Annotated in this window: 16 protein-coding genes, 4 tRNA genes and 1 pseudogene; 6 read left to right on the top strand and 15 right to left on the bottom strand. The window is 40.0% G+C overall.

The genetic code is table 11. The annotated features are described in order from the left end of the window. Positions 1 to 26 precede the first annotated feature (26 nt). The 3 genes and pseudogenes from DI077_RS18195 to DI077_RS18185 all read left to right on the top strand — a co-directional run bounded on the left by DI077_RS18195 (position 27) and on the right by DI077_RS18185 (position 3,741). Positions 27 to 1,286, top strand: coding sequence for an OmpA family protein (locus tag DI077_RS18195; protein WP_109021683.1), 1,260 nt, complete (start codon positions 27 to 29; stop codon positions 1,284 to 1,286). An 86-nt stretch (positions 1,287 to 1,372) separates the two neighbouring features. Then, positions 1,373 to 2,196: pseudogene (locus tag DI077_RS18190) on the top strand (substrate-binding periplasmic protein). Between the two features lie 6 nt (positions 2,197 to 2,202). Beyond that, positions 2,203 to 3,741: an alginate export family protein gene (locus DI077_RS18185; protein WP_109021682.1), complete on the top strand. Its 1,539-nt coding sequence runs from the start codon at positions 2,203 to 2,205 to the stop codon at positions 3,739 to 3,741. Positions 3,742 to 3,752: 11 nt separating this feature from the next. Here DI077_RS18185 and recR read toward each other — a convergent pair whose 3' ends face one another. The 8 genes from recR to DI077_RS18145 form a co-directional block, all read right to left on the bottom strand. Further along, positions 3,753 to 4,346, bottom strand: coding sequence for a recombination mediator RecR (gene recR / locus DI077_RS18180; protein WP_423241798.1), 594 nt, complete (start codon positions 4,344 to 4,346; stop codon positions 3,753 to 3,755). After that, positions 4,339 to 4,710 carry a YbaB/EbfC family nucleoid-associated protein gene (locus DI077_RS18175; protein ID WP_109021680.1) on the bottom strand — a complete coding sequence of 124 codons (372 nt, stop codon included), beginning with the start codon at positions 4,708 to 4,710 and terminating at the stop codon, positions 4,339 to 4,341. The genes recR and DI077_RS18175 overlap by 8 nt, the downstream gene beginning before the upstream one ends. Before the next feature lie 18 nt (positions 4,711 to 4,728). After that, complete coding sequence (dnaX, locus tag DI077_RS18170; RefSeq protein ID WP_109021679.1) at positions 4,729 to 6,210, bottom strand: DNA polymerase III subunit gamma/tau; 1,482 nt, start codon at positions 6,208 to 6,210, stop codon at positions 4,729 to 4,731. Positions 6,211 to 6,222: 12 nt separating this feature from the next. After that, a tRNA-Ser gene (locus DI077_RS18165) sits at positions 6,223 to 6,306 on the bottom strand. A 45-nt stretch (positions 6,307 to 6,351) separates the two neighbouring features. Continuing rightward, complete coding sequence (locus DI077_RS18160; protein ID WP_109021678.1) at positions 6,352 to 6,804, bottom strand: nucleoside deaminase; 453 nt, start codon at positions 6,802 to 6,804, stop codon at positions 6,352 to 6,354. Continuing rightward, a tRNA-Arg gene (locus tag DI077_RS18155) sits at positions 6,796 to 6,869 on the bottom strand. Before DI077_RS18155 ends, DI077_RS18160 begins: the two co-directional genes overlap by 9 nt. Before the next feature lie 392 nt (positions 6,870 to 7,261). Next, positions 7,262 to 7,349, bottom strand: a tRNA-Ser gene (locus DI077_RS18150). Positions 7,350 to 7,360: 11 nt separating this feature from the next. Beyond that, positions 7,361 to 7,444: transfer RNA gene (locus DI077_RS18145), tRNA-Ser, on the bottom strand. 70 nt (positions 7,445 to 7,514) lie between these two features. Between DI077_RS18145 and DI077_RS18140 the strand changes: the two genes are divergently transcribed. Further along, complete coding sequence (locus tag DI077_RS18140) at positions 7,515 to 8,666, top strand: class I SAM-dependent RNA methyltransferase (RefSeq protein ID WP_109021677.1); 1,152 nt, start codon at positions 7,515 to 7,517, stop codon at positions 8,664 to 8,666. On the opposite strand, the gene DI077_RS18135 is transcribed toward DI077_RS18140, so the two are convergent. The 6 genes from DI077_RS18135 to DI077_RS18110 form a co-directional block, all read right to left on the bottom strand. Further along, positions 8,638 to 9,189: a Tll0287-like domain-containing protein gene (locus tag DI077_RS18135; RefSeq protein ID WP_109021676.1), complete on the bottom strand. Its 552-nt coding sequence runs from the start codon at positions 9,187 to 9,189 to the stop codon at positions 8,638 to 8,640. The two genes, DI077_RS18140 and DI077_RS18135, sit on opposite strands and share 29 nt — an antisense overlap. After that, on the bottom strand, positions 9,186 to 9,395 hold the full coding sequence (locus tag DI077_RS18130) for a YgaP family membrane protein (RefSeq protein WP_167837207.1): 210 nt from the start codon (positions 9,393 to 9,395) through the stop codon (positions 9,186 to 9,188). Before DI077_RS18130 ends, DI077_RS18135 begins: the two co-directional genes overlap by 4 nt. Before the next feature lie 36 nt (positions 9,396 to 9,431). Then, positions 9,432 to 10,319 carry an alpha/beta fold hydrolase gene (locus tag DI077_RS18125; protein ID WP_109021674.1) on the bottom strand — a complete coding sequence of 296 codons (888 nt, stop codon included), beginning with the start codon at positions 10,317 to 10,319 and terminating at the stop codon, positions 9,432 to 9,434. After that, entirely contained in the window at positions 10,319 to 11,269 is a 951-nt protein-coding gene (locus DI077_RS18120; RefSeq protein ID WP_242935282.1) for a CE1 family esterase, read from the bottom strand. The genes DI077_RS18125 and DI077_RS18120 overlap by 1 nt, the downstream gene beginning before the upstream one ends. A gap of 23 nt (positions 11,270 to 11,292) precedes the next feature. Continuing rightward, on the bottom strand, positions 11,293 to 11,766 hold the full coding sequence (locus tag DI077_RS18115; protein WP_109021672.1) for a WbuC family cupin fold metalloprotein: 474 nt from the start codon (positions 11,764 to 11,766) through the stop codon (positions 11,293 to 11,295). A 276-nt stretch (positions 11,767 to 12,042) separates the two neighbouring features. Continuing rightward, entirely contained in the window at positions 12,043 to 13,158 is a 1,116-nt protein-coding gene (locus DI077_RS18110) for a glycosyltransferase family 4 protein (RefSeq protein WP_242935281.1), read from the bottom strand. Positions 13,159 to 13,311: 153 nt separating this feature from the next. On the opposite strand from DI077_RS18110, the gene folE reads away from it, so the two are divergent. Together folE and acs are read left to right on the top strand one after the other, a co-directional pair. Continuing rightward, positions 13,312 to 13,863 carry a GTP cyclohydrolase I FolE gene (gene folE, locus DI077_RS18105; protein ID WP_109021671.1) on the top strand — a complete coding sequence of 184 codons (552 nt, stop codon included), beginning with the start codon at positions 13,312 to 13,314 and terminating at the stop codon, positions 13,861 to 13,863. Between the two features lie 93 nt (positions 13,864 to 13,956). After that, positions 13,957 to 15,924, top strand: coding sequence for an acetate--CoA ligase (gene acs, locus DI077_RS18100; RefSeq protein WP_109021670.1), 1,968 nt, complete (start codon positions 13,957 to 13,959; stop codon positions 15,922 to 15,924). Here the strand turns inward: acs and DI077_RS18095 are convergent. Next, positions 15,921 to 17,045 (bottom strand): tetratricopeptide repeat protein, encoded by a 1,125-nt coding sequence (locus DI077_RS18095; protein ID WP_242935280.1) that lies wholly within the window; start codon positions 17,043 to 17,045, stop codon positions 15,921 to 15,923. The genes acs and DI077_RS18095 overlap by 4 nt on opposite strands. Positions 17,046 to 17,117 lie beyond the last annotated feature (72 nt).

Genomic DNA, 17,117 nt, shown 5'->3' with positions numbered 1-17,117 from the left:
AAAAAGCGGATACCAGGGAGGTCTCCATGTTGAAATCAACTTTCTTGGTATTCGTATTCTGTTTTGCAGGCGTATCGATTTTTTCGCAAAACAAAGAAAACTCTCCCATCATAGTAGAACCTATCAAAGGTAAAATCAATACCAACTTCCAAGAGTTTGCACCTACTCTTACGCCTGATGCTAAGACTTTGTATTTTTATTCCAAAAGAAGTAATACGAGTTATACGGATATATTCAAAAGCAATTTGGAAAAAGACGGTCAGTGGTCTTTTCCTGAAGAAGTGGATGAGCTCAATTCTGAATTTGACGACCAAAGTCCTTTTATCTCAAGGGATGGAAAAACGTTGCTACTTTCTTCCAACCGGGATGGAGCAGTTGAGGTAGAACTTCCGACAGGGAAAGTAGGGATATCCAGGGATATTTACATTTCCCAATGGCAGGGAAAAGAATGGAGTAATCCGCAAGCACTACCCTCTTCGATCAATACCGAGGAAATTGAAGAAAATCCACACCTGTTAGGTGATAGTTTATTGTTTACCAGATATCCTTTCGGACAGCCGGATAAGGCAAAGATTTATATCTCCAAGCGAAAAGGAAATTCCTGGGCCAAGCCCACTCCTCTGCCCGATCCCATTAATGATTCGAATTCAACAATCGCAGCCGCATGGAATGATGAAGGAACGATTCTGTTTTTTGCTTCCAATCGCGCAGGAGGATTCGGAGGATACGATCTTTATATGATAAAACATGATTCAGGTAAATTTTCCGATCTGGAAAATTTGGGAGAAGGGATCAACTCGGAAGCGGATGAAGCCTATATTGTTTATCAACAGGTAAAGAAGACTTTTGTATTTTGTAGAAGGGTGGAAAACAGATCCTTTGATATTTATACGGCATCCATCCCTAAAAAAGAAAACGTCATTGAAGAAATGTTAGTGGAAAAGAAACGGATTTCTTTGGATAATATCTACTTTGAAAGAGCTTCTGCAAAATTAAAAAACGAGTCCACGCCTCCTCTGGATTCGATCGTCGATTATCTTCACGAAAACAAATCCGTTCGTATGAAGATCATCGGTCATACCGATGTCACCGGCACGTTCGAAGACAATATGGTTCTTTCCAAAGATAGGGCAAAATCCGTGAAAGATTATCTGATTTCCAAAGGTGTGGATGCGAAACGTTTGGAAACGGATGGGAAGGGACCGACCGAACCGCTCATCAACAAGTCTGACGAAGAATCTTCCCGTAAAAACCGCAGAACGGAATTTGTATTGATAGAGAATTAATTTTTCCTTGATTCCTTTTTCAATTTAAAAGGGAATCAAGGACAGTGGTTTTTGCGAATTTCAAATACTTAGCAAGCGAAAAAACGATGTTAGTTTCGCTTATTCTGTTATTCAGTTTTCCTGTTTTTTCCCAAACAAGTCCAACATTAGATAAAATAAAAAAAACGAAACTCCTTACGGTTTCCGTGAATGAGTTTTACGATCCTTTCTATATTGAAAATCCATTGCCGGATTTCCCGGGCTTGGATGTCGAGCTAGCTCAAGAATATGCTAAGTTTTTAGATGTGGACTTGCGTATCATTCCGTTACGAACTTTTGATCAACATGCCCGCACTTTGGAAAAAGGAGATACTCAGATTGCTCTTGCAGGGTTGTCTTCATCCATAGCCCGATTCAAAGATGTTTATTTTACCGATCCATATTTGATATCCACTCCGGCCGGTTTGGTCAGTCGTTCCAGTTTACCGCGGAACCGGAAGGACAGATCGTAACCGTGCAACTTTTTCGAAATTTGGGTGATTTGCAAAACGTTGCCGGTATATCTTATTCGGTCTTATCAAATAGTTCCAATCATCATTATTTAAAGGAAACATTTCCAAAAGCACAGGTATATTCTTATTTCACCAGCGAAGCCGCGTTAAATGAGTTAAAGAAAAACAATGTGAATTGTTTCGTAGCGGATTCTTTTTACATACAGGCTTTATTGCAAAAAGAACCTTCACTTCGCGCATCCTACCTTCCTATTTTAGGAGTGGTTCAAGAAGATCATATCAGTATGGCTGTGGCTAAGAAAGATTTGGAGTTTATCTATCATTTGAACTTTTTTATCAAAGAATACAAACGAACTGGTAGAATGCAAAAATTGGTTAGCAAGTATTTCAAATCGAATCAGTGGGTTAAACAAGAATAACCGAAGATGAAAAAACCGTTTTTATTCTTTGTATTCATTCTATTTAGCTCCGGATTGTGGGCCCAAGAGGAGGAGTCTCAGAAAACTTCTTTGAACTTCAACGGATCCTTTCGCGTAAGGGCTACGAACGTGGGAAGAGACGTTCTCTTGAGTAGGACAACGCCGGTTACACCCGTAAAGGATCCTGAAAAAGAATACAATGATCGGGTCCAATCGGATGCGACTGCAATTTCACAGGATTTGGAAAGAAGAAAGTTAGGGCAACCGTCTCAACTAACACCCCGTAAAGAAGATGTAAGCTATTATGATACTCGATTCCTTTATAATATGAGTTTTTCTACGGGAAAATATGTAGAGGGGATTTGGGGGATGCAAGTAGGAGATATTCCTTTTGGGGGGAAAGGACTTCGTTCGACTGGTCCTGATGGATTTGATCCCGGAGTCATCGGTCCCGGTTCCGGAGGAGAGAGAGGAAGGACTTCTGCGGTAAACGTTCAAACAAACTTTTTATATCTCAATTTCAGAATTCCTGAATCGGCCTTATTCATTAAAGTGGGGCAACAATTGTTTTCCAGTGCGCAAGGTAGAGTTTTATTTTCTACGGGAACCGGTGTGAGTGTGTTGAAAAATTTTCAATTTCTCAGACTTTCCTGGGAGGGTGGAGTTTTAAGAGCAAAAGACCAAAGTTTTTTGGATGTGGATAAGAACGGATTTGCGGACAAGAACTATCAAAGCTCAAACATTTTTTATAATAAGATGCGCATCGAGTATTTTCGAAATGTAAGAAATGAAATCTACAGTTACTATCTGGATGATAACGACAAAACGGATAGCGAGACTTCACGTTTGTTCTGGCATGGTTTTCATAACGAATTCAATTTTCAAACTTTCTCTTTTGTAGTTCATGGAATCTATAACGCGGGTATTGTGAAAAAGCTCACACCTCTTGTGGATGAAAATCAAGTCACATATTATAATACCACAAGAAGGCATGCCATAAAGGGCGGTATGTATGATTTTCAATTCACTTATAGATGGAACGAATCTTTGAATTTCAACCTAATTGCATTGGGAACAACCGGAAGACCCGGTTATGATAAAAATGGAGAAGAAGCAAATCTGAAAGGAAACGGGTATAGAACTTTGGCACCGGGATTTTCCATTTCCAACATCGCTACCGACTTTACGGGTGGTTATGCGTTGTTCAACGGTTCCAGTTTTTCCGGTTTGAATGAGTATGGTTTTTTTACAAACATCATCGCCTTCGGTCCCTATCAATTCACTTTAGGTTACTATCAACTTTGGGCTACAAAATCTCCCGAGATTAAAATCAATCGGGAATTTAACGAATGGGCCGGTTACAAAACTTCCACTTATATGGGAATGGAATACAACCTGAATGTTCGTTATAATGTGACATCTGATTTTCAAATTATATTCAGATCGGGCTATTATGTTGCCGGAGATGCGCTTTTTGTGCTATTGGATTCGAAATACGGTAGAGTTCTTAGAGAAGCATTCGTTACATTCGAACATAGATTTTAACAATCCAAATTTTAAAGAGTCAATCTGGACTTGATCGCTTTTCCAAGAGTGTATTGGTCCGAATATTCGATCGTTCCACCGATTGTGATCCCATGAGCAATTCTAGTTACTTTGATATCTCTTTCTTTGATCAAATGCGATAAATAGGAAGCGGTCGCATCTCCCTCTAACGTAGGGTTGGTGGCGACCAGGACTTCTTTGATTGCAGATTCTTCCAGTCTTTCCATAAGAGGTCTGATTCTGAGTTGATCCGGACCGATTCCATCCAAAGGGGAAATGGAACCGTTCAGAACATGGTATGTTCCGAAAAATTCCTTTGTATTTTCTATGAAAAAAATATCTTCGGGCTGCTCTACAACACATAGAATCGCCTTGTCTCTCTTAGGTGAATCGCAGATATCGCAAATTGTTTCTTCCGTTAAACCACCGCAGATTTGGCAAAAATGCAATCTTTCCCGCGCTTCCTTTAATCCGTTCAACCAGGACTGGAATGTGGAGTCTTCCATCCGAAGGACGTGAAATCCGATACGGGTGGCACTTTTTTTTCCGATCCCGGGTAAGATGGAAAAGGAAGAAACTAGTTTCTGGAATTGATTTTCAGACAGAAGGATTTCCTCCGGGTGGATTCATCTGATTCATCATTGCTTCAATATCTTTTGGATTGAAACCCAAAACATTTTTTACTTCATGAGCCATCACATCCTTCGATTTGCGAAGCACTTCGTTAGTGGCGGAGATAATTAGGTCTTCCAACATCTTTGCATCGTCTGCATTGAACATGATGGGATTGATCTTCAAATCAGTGATGATTCCGTCGGCAGTCGCGGTGATTTCCACCATACCGGCTCCTGCTGAGGCAGTGACGCGGATTCCGGACAAACGTTTTTGCAATTCAGCTTGTTTCTCTTGCATATTTCCCAATTGAGAAAATGCTTCTTTCATTTGTTTGACTTGATCAAATATTCCCATGGCGCCTATCTATTAGATCTATAAATTTTTAAATTGGCCGGGATCGACTTCCATACCGGCAAATTTTTCTTTGAGTAATTTTTCCATTTCATTCGGGTCAGCAGAAGATTTCGGTTTTGTTTCCGTATCCGGTGTAGAACTTGTCACAGTTTCCTTCGGAGTTTCCTGTCTGGGAGGTGAAGGTTTTTCATCGAGAGCTGCCGAAGTAGTTGCAGTAGGTTTGTTTACATTCGTTGGAATCTGAGCGGTTGGTCTTTTGGCTTCGGGAATGACAGGTTTTTTTACTTCTGTTTCTTTATCTCCGGCTTCCGAAAGGTTTCCGATATCGGATTGGATCTGTTTCGTTAGATCCGATAGTTTTGCAAGCAGTCCCGAAACAGACGGCTTTTCCCTTTCGAGGATTAATTTTCTAAATTGAATCTCGAGATAAACTTTCACTTCGTAAGAGCTACGAAGTTTCATCTGATTCATTTTTTCATGAATGAGAAATAGATTTTCAGCGAGTAAGATCAGAACTTCACGATCCAATTCCCTGAATTGAAGCTTAAGTTTTTGCAAATCTTCCACGGGAATATTCAAAGACTCCCGATCCGCAAGATTGTCTTTTATGAGTAAAAGAGAATTTAAAAATTCGAGAAAGTCCCAAGTGAATTTGATCAGATCCATTCCTTCTTGAAAGAATGTCTCCAACTTTTCAAAAATTTTAGCGGAACGAGCGGGATCTAAAATATCCTCTAAAAGTTCGATGAAAGTATCAATTCCATGATAACCGATCATCTTTCTTAGTTTTGCACCTGTTAGATTGCCATCGGTGAAAACAACTGCTTGTTCCATAAAGGAAAGAGTATCTCTAACGGAACCGTCTCCTTTCTTAGCAATCCAGAAAAGACCTTCGGAGTCGAATTTGAAATTTTCCTTAACACAAAGTGTTTCTACATACTGTTGGAGTACGGCAACAGGTACTTTTCTAAAATGAAAATCCTGGCAACGGGAGAGAATGGTTTCCGGGATTTTGTGATATTCCGTTGTAGCTAGGATAAAGACCACATGAGGAGGAGGTTCTTCCAAAGTTTTCAGAAGTGCATTGAATGCGGCACTGCTGAGCATATGAACCTCATCTAAAATATAAACTCTATATCTTCCGCCCATTGCGTTGAATTTCACATTTTCACGCAAGTCGCGAATATTATCCACACCGCTGTTGGAAGCGGCATCAATTTCCATTACATCGTTGGAATTCCCTTTTGTAATCTCCATGCAAGATAAACATTTGTTACATGGTTCAACTCCGTCCGGATTTTCGCAATTCAAACGTTTGGCAAGAATGCGAGCGATTGTGGTCTTTCCGACCCCACGAGGTCCGATAAAGATATAGGCATGACCGATTTTTTTAGTCTTGAATGCGTTTTGAAGGGACCCTACAGCCAGGTCTTGGTAAATTACGTCTTTAAAGAACTGAGGGCGATATTTGCGGAATAGGACTTGGTGGTTTTCGTTCATTTAGGAACCATTCGGAGAAGCCGGGATTCGAACCCGGGGTGCTTTTGGCACACATGCTTTCCAAGCATGCACAATAGACCGCTCTGACACTTCTCCAATGGATTCTACGAACTTCCATAAAAAGAAATGGTCAATAGAATTCTACCTTTTCTCTTTGAAAAATTCCCGAAATTCATTTTTTATCGCAGAATTTTCAATCAACCGGATGGTCGGGAAATGATTCAGCAGATAAATGGATTCTGTCGAGTAAGAAGAGATTCCTTCACCCGGTTTTGCAGGTAGAAGGTAATATACTTTCGGTAATTTAACACGGAGTATAGCTCCGGCACATTGCAAACAAGGTTCCAGAGCAGTGATCAAGACGGCATCAGTTAGATATTTCTCGTTTAGCTTTTTGACTGCGGCTTCGATCGCGATGATTTCGCTATGAAGGGTAGCATTTCTTTCCGATTCTACATGATTGAAAGACTCGGAGATAACTTCGTTGTTTGTTTCGGAATAGATTTGTGTGAAGGAAGGTATTTCGTTCGGGAAGTTTTTTCTGATTTCAAACCAGCGATGCAAAAACGAATCGAAAAAAACTCGTGCGCCCAAGAGGACTTGAACCTCTAACCTTCTGATCCGTAGTCAGATACTCTATCCAATTGAGCTATGGGCGCAAATAAGCTCGAAAGCTTTTTTTCCCAGTCTGAAAGAATGGGTATATCAATGGTTTTTTTCAAGCGGAGAGAGTAAATCAAAAATCCCGACAATCCAAGATAAAGTAGAATGGATACGAGATGCACAAAATTAGATAAAAAAGATCCTACGAAGGGAAGAAAGGATAAAATCTGAGCCGCGAATAGCAATGCAAAAAATAAACCGGTGTTAATTGCTGAATAAAGGCACAAATGGCGGATTTTTAAAATCCGATCGTTAAAACTCAAAATAGGAACCCAGGAAAAATACAAAGGCAAAGCGGCAAAGAGGAGTTTCGCCTCTTCCGTTTTGAGAAACTTGGTAAGTCGATCTAGTATTTCTTTGATCCGGGGTGACATCTGGGTTAGTATATCGGAGACGCAGGGATTCGAACCCTGGGTACACTTTAGGCGTACGACGGTTTAGCAAACCGCTCCTTTCGGCCACTCAGGCACGTCTCCATTTGTACTGTCGGAGAAGGTAGGATTCGAACCCACGGTGGGATTACCACGACGGTTTTCAAGACCGCTGCTTTAGACCACTCAGCCACTTCTCCAGTAGTACCTATCCGTTATGGTAAATACGAGTGCGGTGTCAATGGAATTATCAATCCATGGATTAAACCAATGAAAAAGATTCGATTAAAATTAGAAAAATGGGCTCACGGTGGCTATACTCTGTCTCATCACGAAGGTCATCCTGTTTTTGTAACGGGAGGAATTCCCGGCGAAGAAGTGGAATTGGTGATTGAAAAGGATGGGAAAAAGGAATGGTTCGGTCGTGTTCTGGAAGTTCATGAATTTTCTCCCCAAAGAATCAAGATCGATTGCGAAGCGTTTGGTGAATGCGGCGGATGTTCTTACCGCCATATTTCTTATGAAAAAGAGTTAGAACTCAAACTTTCTCTTCTAAAGGAATTATTTCCAGATTTTAAAAAACAAATCTCTCTGATCTCGGGCCCTTCTTCACATTACAGAAATAATGTGCAATGGCAGATTGTGGATGGCAAACCCGGTTTTTACGAAAGATTTTCCCATGATTTAGTGGAATCTTCAGCAAAAGAATGTTTGAATTTGGACTCGAAACTCCAGTGGAAAGCTCTCTCGAACGAAATCAAAAAACCGAAACAAAGTTTAAATCCAAAATTTCACAAATCCAAATCGGATAGTATTCAAGCACGCATATCTCTGGATAAAGTTGTTCCTTACGAGAAAGAGAATACTTTGTTTCTCATCAAAGGGAAAACCATTTATGCACCGCCTAACGGTTTTTTTCAAATCAATCAATTTCTAATTGAGCCATGGATCGATAAAATCGGTTCTTGGTTATCGACTTCGGAGAAAGTATTGGAGCTTTTTTGCGGGTCAGGTTCTATCGGGATTTGTTTGAATGATAAAATCGAATCTCTTATGGGTTACGAAAGCCATCCTAAGAGCATTCAATTTGCAAAGAAGAATGCTTCCAAAAACGGAATAGATCATTACTTATATGAAGTGAAAGATCTATACACTCAAAAAATAGATCCGGCACCGAAAGGATATCCTACTTGGATTGTAAATCCTCCTCGTGCAGGATTGAATCCTTTGCTTTTGGAACAAGTGGAAAAGTACAAACCGAAAAAACTGATTTATTCCAGTTGTAATGCGAGCACTCTAAGGAGAGATGCGATGGGATTGGAAAAGATTGGTTATGAAATCAAAGAAATCGTTTTAGTGGACTTTTTTCCTAGAACAGCACATTATGAAGTGCTTATTTTGTTTGGAAATATTCAGCGATAAAGGCTCCTCGCAAGTCGCCTACTTTATAACCGAATGCTTTGTCGTTCGGATAGATTTTTAAAATTTCCTTTTTCACTTCCGGCAAAATTTCTTTTTCTATTCCATGGCAACCCAAACAATTGGGCGCAATCAAAATGGGTTTCATCACGAAGAATCTCTCTTCATTGTTGTAAATGAAAGTATCGGGAGCGAATTTGTTTTGAATTTTCTCCTCCCAATGTTTTAGGACGGACAATTGAATTTCATCCGGGCTGTGATTCGGATTTCGGTTTTTTTCGGAAATCCTTTTGATCTTCCAATTTGTTCCGGAGATTTCATTTTCCAACTTAGGAGATATTCGGGAACAATGAGAGATTGAAGCAACCAGACCTTGGTTTTTAATGGATTCCGTAAGATTAGTCAAAAGCTCCTTTTGCATTTTGCTCATCAGCTCTAAAGCCTGTCCTTTTCTGTCTTCCTGGTTTTCTTTTGAACAATTAACAAAGATCAGAAAAGAAAGGATGAGAAGGAACCGAATGATCATACCGGCTTTCTTGTTTTGGTAGAAAGATTTTTTTGAAAATAGATCGGGCAAAATCCGACCACAGCGGTGCTGATCAAATAAAGTCCGATGGGGGCAAAAACAATTGCTGTGAAACCTTGGATGGAGCCGGTTAAGTAGACGACTGCAATTACAATTCCAACTAACGCACGTAATAAACGATCGAGTATTCCTAAGTTTATATTCATCTTCGACTCCATGCTAAAATGAGACGAGCAGGAGTTCTAGAATTTATATTTGTTTTTTTTAACCCAAGATAAAATTTCTTCAACGACCGCTTCCGGTTCTTCCCAATGTAGGAAATGTCCGCAATTTTTGAATCCGATTTTTTTCAGACCTTGGGGAAAGTCCGAATCTTTCAATAATTGTTCGAATAAGTTTCTATGAAAGCAACCGTCTTCTTCTCCATACAATACTTGGGTAGGAGTTCCAACAACCGCATCCAAAATTCCCAAAATACTTTCTCTTCCTGATTCCGTAAGCAAATCGTTGAGGTTTCTATAATAAGAAAGAGCCGAAGATAGAACTCCCGGATTTTGAAAATTATTTTTAATCTCTGCTAGGTGGTCCTGATTCGGCAACAATTCCGGCGACCAATCTTTCCAAAGGTAATCAATCATTGCAAAATGATTGGAACGAATGGTAAGTTCCGCAAGAAAAGGAATTTGAAATAGAAGGAGGTACCAGGAATGAAAGGATTGTTGCGGTGCCCAGATCAGAGTTTCCTGATAGTTTTTTAAGAGTGGCACTCCTATGGCTGTAATGGAAGAAATCCGCATCGGATAATAAATACCCGCGGCATAAGCAATGACCGCTCCCCAATTATGACCTACCAGATGGACATGATCCCAGCCCCGATCGTCCATCCATCCTAATATATCCAAAACCAGATCGTTGATATGAAGTTTCGACCAATGAGAGATTGTTTTCGGCTCATAACCACGCATAACAGGGGCTACGCAATGATATCCTTGTCTTCCGATCGGTTCCATGATTTGAGAAAAGGTTTTGTTATTATCCGGAAATCCGTGCAGAAAGAGGATGGGTTCTCCCGATCCGGTTTCCAAAGTAGAGAATGTCGTTTGTTTGTTTCGAATTTCCGAATAAAACATTAATTGCCGCCCAGGTAGTTTGTCTTAGGAGTTTCTTTAAAAAAATCCAATACAGCAGAAGATGCATCCAAATCTTCCGAAAGATATCCGTATTTTTTATCGTTATGATAAAAAAATCCATGCGGCCAAATATGACCTCCATTTTCCAAAAGGAAGGCTCTTAATTTTAAAGAACTATTTGCGGATTCGTAATCGTAACGAATGATATCCTTATTGATTTTCGGTTTAAGTCCTTGGATATAACGTTTGTTTTCCGAAGTACATTGCAATTTTTCAGACCAGAATTTCAAACTATCTTGAAAGGAAATACTTTCCCCTGCACCGATTCTATCCTTATCATTTGAAGGATTTTTGGGGATATAAATGGTTCCCCCGTTATAAGGAATGATATCATCTTTTTTTCCGAATATGAACCCGATGGATAAAGGGCCGTTCAGAGTGCAATTTTGAGATAAGAATTTGGATGTAGTTGCGGCAACGGAAAACGAGGAAGCGAAAATATCGGGTGCTTCACAGGCCAATCTCTGGGCCATAAAACCTCCGTTAGATAAACCGACCACATGAATCCGACTCTCATCTATCTGATAGTTTTTTTTGAAATAAGTTACCATATCCCGAAAGAACAAAACGTCTTCAGTATTCTTCTGATCCGTGATGGAATGTTTGATTCCTCTTCCGTCATTCCATCGATTGGCAAAGCCTTCCGGATAAACTACGATGAATCTGTCCTGATCGACTTTTTCGGAAAGCCTGGTCAGGTAAATCATCGCTTCGCTACTACCACCACCTCCGTGTAATACGAAGATCAAAGGAAGGGAATTTTTTTTATATTCGCCCGGTAACAAATAACGAAAGCTCCGTTCGATCCCATTGCTTATGATTTGTGAAGATTTATGATTTTGAACCGGTATAAACTTCGGTAGTGTTTTACAGCTGAAAAAAGTAAACATGAATATGGAAAATAGGATCCTCATCACTGAAATAATTTTTTCCAAGACTCATTTGTCTTAGCACATTCCGGATCGCCTTCGCTTGGATATTTGGAATGAAATTCTTTATCCGTTGTTTCTATATACGGTCCGGACTTTCCTTCAAAACAAACCGCCACAGGACTTAGACAAACTAAGTTATGCCAAACCCCCGGTTGAATGTCTATTCCGTAGACCGGACCTTCCGAAGACAGCAGATGTTTTTCTTTTACATTCCCTTCTTCGTCATAAATGAGAAAACCTACCTTTCCTTGGAGAATCAAAAAGGTTTCATGTTTTGGATCGGAAAGATGTCTGTGAACGGAGACATATGTATCTTCCATCAGGACATTTAAAAATCTTTGGTAAACTTCTGTTAATTGGTGAAAATTATGATTGGTGCGCTTTCGCGGAGAGGAACCCGCTTTGGAAATGACTGTTTGGATTAAATGGTTATCGATAAGTTGAATGTCCTGCAAGTTCTAGCCCCTCTAGTTCATTTTGAATGAATTGGAGCATATCGCTTACACAAGCAGTGCAAGTATCGGCAGCTCCCATTTCCTTCGCTACTTCTAGTATAGGGCGATTTGTATCTTTGACAACATTTAAGATCTCTTCAAAGAAAACTTCTGCGCAGTGACATTTGATCATGGTGCTATTGAGAATCAATCTCGTTCCTGGCAGTACCATGACAAGTTTTTTTTTCGGAGGTTTTTTACGAAATACGGGGTTATTTTTGAGGAGATGGTCGGGACTTAACCGTTTTCTGCGAATCCTTCGATTTCGGATTGGTACAATGAATTCAAATTCTCGATCGCATTTTTCCAGGGAAACCGTTTTGAATTGGTTTCTCCTAATTTGGTAAGTTGTTTTTGTTTTTTTTGATTCTTTAGGATTTCCGATAATTTGATCTTCAGATCATTTTTATCGGAAGGATCGAAATACTCTGCCGTATCTTTTAAAATTTCAGGCAAAACGCTTGCAGAAGAAGATAATACAGGAGTTCCCGAAGTTTGTGCTTCCAAAACGGGAAACCCGAATCCTTCATACATAGAAGGATATATGAATAATTTCGCAGATTGATAGACTAATGGTAGTTTATCGTAAGGTAAATGAGGGAGAAAATAAATCAGAGTTTTATGTTTTTTTTGAAATTCCAAAAGTTCGTCCGGAATTTTTTTACTGATACCGCCGATCACCAAAGGTGATTTCAGGGATTTGTCCTGCCACATTTCTTCCAAAGTTTCCAATAAAAAAGGAAAGTTTTTATGTGCCTTTCCTATTCCTACCGTAAAAATATAATCTTTTGGCAATTTGTATTTCGTTTGAAAGGAAGATAGTTCAGCCGGTTTTCTTTTGGAGAAAGTTTCTGTATCGATTCCGTTATAAATTACGGAGATCCGGGATGTTTGGTAATGAAATTCCCGGATCAGATCTTGTTTTGTAAATTCGGATACTGCGATGATCTTGTGAGCAAACCACTTGATCCAACGAAAAATAAACTGCATGTAGATTCTTTTGACGAGAGAACTATGTGCCGCTTTGAAATGATACGGGATCAAATCGTGAATGGTAACAATGCATTTGCGTATGTGAAAAATCGGCACATTGAAATGAGGGATATCCAGAATGTCCATTTTTTTCATGGAAGGATGGCCTAACCATTCTCTTACGGAATATATTTTTGCAGTATAGGGAATGATTTTGGAATGGGAAGGTAAGTCATGTTTGGAAAGAAGACTTGGATCACCAAATACATGTAATTCGACCTCTTTTTCCGAAAGGGGCCAAAACTTTAAAATATGCTGAATGCGAATTCCGATTCCGGAATTTTCAATCATCCTCGCGTCAAAGCCGACTTTGATAGGCATCGTATTATTAGATTATGTCCTAAAGAATTTGAAAAAAGGAAATGTGCCTATCTAATTCTGAATAAAACTAGTCAAATTGATAGTAATTTCTCTGAATTCAGATTTTAGAATCAGAGCAGGCGAGCAATACTATTTCTGGAAAGGGAAACACGAATGGAAGATTTAATCGAGGGAATCATCAAACAAATCGGCGAAGACCCGGGTCGGGAAGGACTTCTCAAAACTCCTAGTCGTGTAAAAAAGGCTTATGAATTTTTAACAAGCGGTTATAAAGCCGATCTTGATTCCCTTGTAAACGGCGCCATCTTCGAAGAAAATACCACAGGCATGGTTCTCGTTCGGGACATTGAAATGTATTCTTTATGCGAACATCATCTTCTTCCTTTCTACGGTCGCGCTCATGTCGCCTATATTCCGAATAAAAAAATCATAGGAATCAGTAAAATCCCGCGCATTGTAGATGTATTTGCCCGAAGACTTCAGGTTCAGGAAAGACTCACGGATCAAATTGCACAGGCGATCCAAGAGACTTTGGATCCTTTGGGTGTAGGGGTTGTTATCAAAGCCAAACATCTTTGTATGATGATGAGGGGTGTGGAAAAACAAAATTCGGAGTTGTTCACGTCCAGTCTTTTAGGGCTTTTCAAATCCGATCCTACCACTCGAAGCGAATTTTTGGATCTGATCCGAACCGGATCGCACTAAGAGGATTCAATAACATTTATCATTACGAAAGTTTCGAAACTTTCTGGACAACTCTTCCATCCTGTTGTTTAATTTTCCCCTGAGAGGGAAGAGATGGCTAAGGAAAGAGTTGTTCCACCGAATAAAGAATTTGTCAAACAGACAAACATCAATTTAAAAGATTACAAAAAGTTATACAAACAATCCATCGAAAAGCCTGAAAAGTTTTGGGCGGAACAGGCAGACCGTCTAACATGGTTTAAGAAGTGGAAGAAAGTTCTAAGCCATGATTTTAAAAATGCAAAAGTCAAATGGTTTGAAGGCGGGAAATTAAACGTATCTTATAATTGTTTGGATCGTCATTTGGATTCCCCTCATAAAAACAAAGCGGCGATCATCTGGGAAGGGGACAATCCTGAAGAATCAAAAGTCTTCACCTATCACGATCTTTATCGCGAAGTCAATAAACTCGCAAATATTCTAAAAAACTTAAAAGTTAAAAAAGGAGATAGAGTTCTCATTTACCTTCCGATGATTCCGGAACTTGCCATCTCCGCTTTGGCTTGTACTCGGATCGGTGCCGTTCATTCCGTAGTATTCGGAGGGTTTTCTCCCGAGGCACTTTTGAGCCGGATTGAAGATTGCAAACCGAGCCTGATTATTACAGCTGACGGCGGTTATAGGGGAGGCAAACCGATCGAGTTGAAAAAAAACATAGATGCGGCCTTAGAAGAAACGAAAGTTCAGATCAACGATGTCATTGTAGTGAGAAGGACCGGTGACGAAACCAATCTCAACTGGAAGGAAGGACGTGATCATTGGTATCATTTCCTGATGAAGGACAAGGATTTAAAGGCTTACTGCCCACCGGCAGAAATAGATGCGGAAGATCCTCTATTTATTTTATACACTTCCGGTTCCACCGGAAAACCAAAAGGTGTTTTGCATACGACCGGAGGATATTTGCTCGGGGCGAATTTGACTTTCAGTACTGTTTTCGATTATAAAGAAACGGACACATATTGGTGTACTGCCGATGTGGGTTGGATCACAGGACATAGTTATATTGTTTACGGCCCTCTTTCCAACGGAGCCACCTCACTGATGTTTGAGGGAGTTCCCAGTTATCCGGATGCGGGGAGATTTTGGGATGTGATCGACAAATACGGTGTGACTGTATTTTATACTGCTCCTACTGCGATTCGTGCATTGATGCGGGAAGGATTGGGACCGATTCAGTCCCGATCCTTGAAATCACTTCGTTTGCTCGGTTCCGTGGGAGAACCGATCAATCCGGAAGCATGGGAATGGTATTATAAAAACATCGGAAAATCCAAATGCCCTGTCGTGGATACCTGGTGGCAAACGGAAACGGGATCTATTATGATCACTTCCTTGCCGGGAGCGGCTCCGCAAAAACCGGGATCAGCCGGGCTTCCTTTTTTCGGAATCAAACCTGTATTAGTTGATAACGACGGAAAGGAAATCATATCTAAGGGAGAAGCATCCGGAAATTTATGTTTGAGTTCTCCTTGGCCTTCCATCATGAGGGGAGTTTACGGAGATTCCAAAAGATTTTACGATACATACTTTTCCCAATTCAAAGGTTATTATTTCACGGGAGACGGTGCAAACCGTGACAAAGACGGATACATTACCATTACCGGTAGAGTGGACGATGTATTGAATGTATCCGGGCATAGGATCGGTTCCGCCGAAGTGGAAAGCGCGATTGTAGAACATAAATCCATTGCCGAGGCGGCTGTCGTCGGATTCCCTCATGATATCAAGGGTCAGGCGATTTATGCTTACGTTACCGTCAAACAAGGTGTACATTCAAATGATGATTTGAAAAAAGAACTGATTACGATGGTTGAAAAGATGATCGGTAAAATTGCAAGACCGGACGTGATCCATTGGGCCCCGGGATTGCCGAAGACCAGATCCGGCAAAATCATGAGAAGGATACTTAGAAAGATTGCATGCGGTGAATTTGACTCGTTAGGTGATATCTCTACTCTTGCCGATCCTAGCGTAGTACAAACTTTGATCGAAGATAAAAAGAAATATCACACCGGTTAAAGTTCCAGATTTTCCAAAGCGAAGGGACCAATGACGAATAGGAATTCTTTTACCTCATTCTCTTGGTCTCTTTCTTTTAGCAATCCGCGATATAGATTTGTTTTTTTCTCGTTTTTGTCTTTGAACCAATAAACGGCAAATTGTAAATATTCCCTGTTTTTCCTATGAGTTTGGATATGGTTTTCTAAATCTTCATCTTTTAACGAATCTCTTCGTTTGATATCTTTTACCAAAAGATCGATTGCCAGGGTTTCTTTTTCCCAACCCAAGTTTGCATAACTTTGCCTTAACAAAAACAAAATCTCGTCCCAATCTCCTTTTGTTTCAAATTTTAAGGCATTGAAGAACGCTCTCCTGAATATGGAAAGGGCTTCCAAATATCTGCCGTTCTCTTGCAGATAAACTCCGTATCTTACAAAATATCTTGTCTCTTCTTTGAAAGTAACGCATGCTAAAATATATGCTTCTTCCAAAAGAGGGGATTTTTTTCCCCTTCTGGAAAGAATTAAGTATTCATACATTCCTTCCGTTCGGGGGAAAAAGGGAATGTATCGAATTGTGAGTTCTTCCGCTTCTTTCCATTTTTTATTTTTGATATGTTTAGATAAACTGGATTGAAGAGCATCTTCTTCCGTAGCGAAAGAAGTATCACTTTCTAATAATTTAATATACTTTTGGTAGGATTCCTCTTTGCCGATCCGGCGGGAAAGTATAGCGGCTTTATAAATTCGATTTTTGTCAGTGGGAACCAGTAAAAGGTATTTTTCCGTGAATAAGAGTGCTCTGTCCGGCTTTCTATTGTTTTCGTAATAATCCGAGATCCTTAAAAACAAAGGAAACTGGTTCGAATTTAACTCTACCGATTTTTCGAAAGCCTCCATCGCTTCGTTATCTTGCCCTAGTTTTGAATGTGCTTCCCCCAAAATATTGTAATAACGATAGTCCGGCTCGGGACGGAGCTCTTTTGCTTTTGCTAAAAAATTAAATGCCTTGGTGGGAGTGTAAGTAGTGATCTTTTCCTCTGCAACGTGCAAAAGATGGTCATAAGTATAGAATACTTTTACCGGATCAGGGGATTCTGCCCAAATTCTGACGCAGAAAAGAAATAGAGTTGTAGCCAAAACCCTTAACTGCCATTTTCTCCTTGACCGTGATGCCATCTATAGATTCTCATCGGTCATCTTCTAAATTTT

Origin of the sequence: Leptospira kobayashii (assembly GCF_003114835.2) — a bacterium.
Taxonomy (GTDB): domain Bacteria; phylum Spirochaetota; class Leptospiria; order Leptospirales; family Leptospiraceae; genus Leptospira_A; species Leptospira_A kobayashii.
The sequence above is the reverse complement of the archived record's forward strand: the minus strand, read 5'-3'. Positions and strand labels throughout refer to the sequence as shown.

What these genes read in the sequence shown, in the direction of transcription:
- DI077_RS18195 (WP_109021683.1), top strand. Translation starts at nt 27, where the DNA reads ATGTTGAAATCAACTTTCTTGGTATTCGTATTCTGTTTTGCAGGCGTA.
- DI077_RS18185 (WP_109021682.1), top strand. Translation starts at nt 2,203, where the DNA reads ATGAAAAAACCGTTTTTATTCTTTGTATTCATTCTATTTAGCTCCGGA.
- DI077_RS18175 (WP_109021680.1), bottom strand. Translation starts at nt 4,710, where the DNA reads ATGGGAATATTTGATCAAGTCAAACAAATGAAAGAAGCATTTTCTCAA.
- dnaX (WP_109021679.1), bottom strand. Translation starts at nt 6,210, where the DNA reads ATGAACGAAAACCACCAAGTCCTATTCCGCAAATATCGCCCTCAGTTC.
- DI077_RS18140 (WP_109021677.1), top strand. Translation starts at nt 7,515, where the DNA reads ATGAAAAAGATTCGATTAAAATTAGAAAAATGGGCTCACGGTGGCTAT.
- DI077_RS18135 (WP_109021676.1), bottom strand. Translation starts at nt 9,189, where the DNA reads ATGATCATTCGGTTCCTTCTCATCCTTTCTTTTCTGATCTTTGTTAAT.
- DI077_RS18130 (WP_167837207.1), bottom strand. Translation starts at nt 9,395, where the DNA reads ATGAATATAAACTTAGGAATACTCGATCGTTTATTACGTGCGTTAGTT.
- DI077_RS18125 (WP_109021674.1), bottom strand. Translation starts at nt 10,319, where the DNA reads ATGTTTTATTCGGAAATTCGAAACAAACAAACGACATTCTCTACTTTG.
- DI077_RS18120 (WP_242935282.1), bottom strand. Translation starts at nt 11,269, where the DNA reads ATGTTTACTTTTTTCAGCTGTAAAACACTACCGAAGTTTATACCGGTT.
- DI077_RS18110 (WP_242935281.1), bottom strand. Translation starts at nt 13,158, where the DNA reads ATGCCTATCAAAGTCGGCTTTGACGCGAGGATGATTGAAAATTCCGGA.
- folE (WP_109021671.1), top strand. Translation starts at nt 13,312, where the DNA reads ATGGAAGATTTAATCGAGGGAATCATCAAACAAATCGGCGAAGACCCG.
- acs (WP_109021670.1), top strand. Translation starts at nt 13,957, where the DNA reads ATGGCTAAGGAAAGAGTTGTTCCACCGAATAAAGAATTTGTCAAACAG.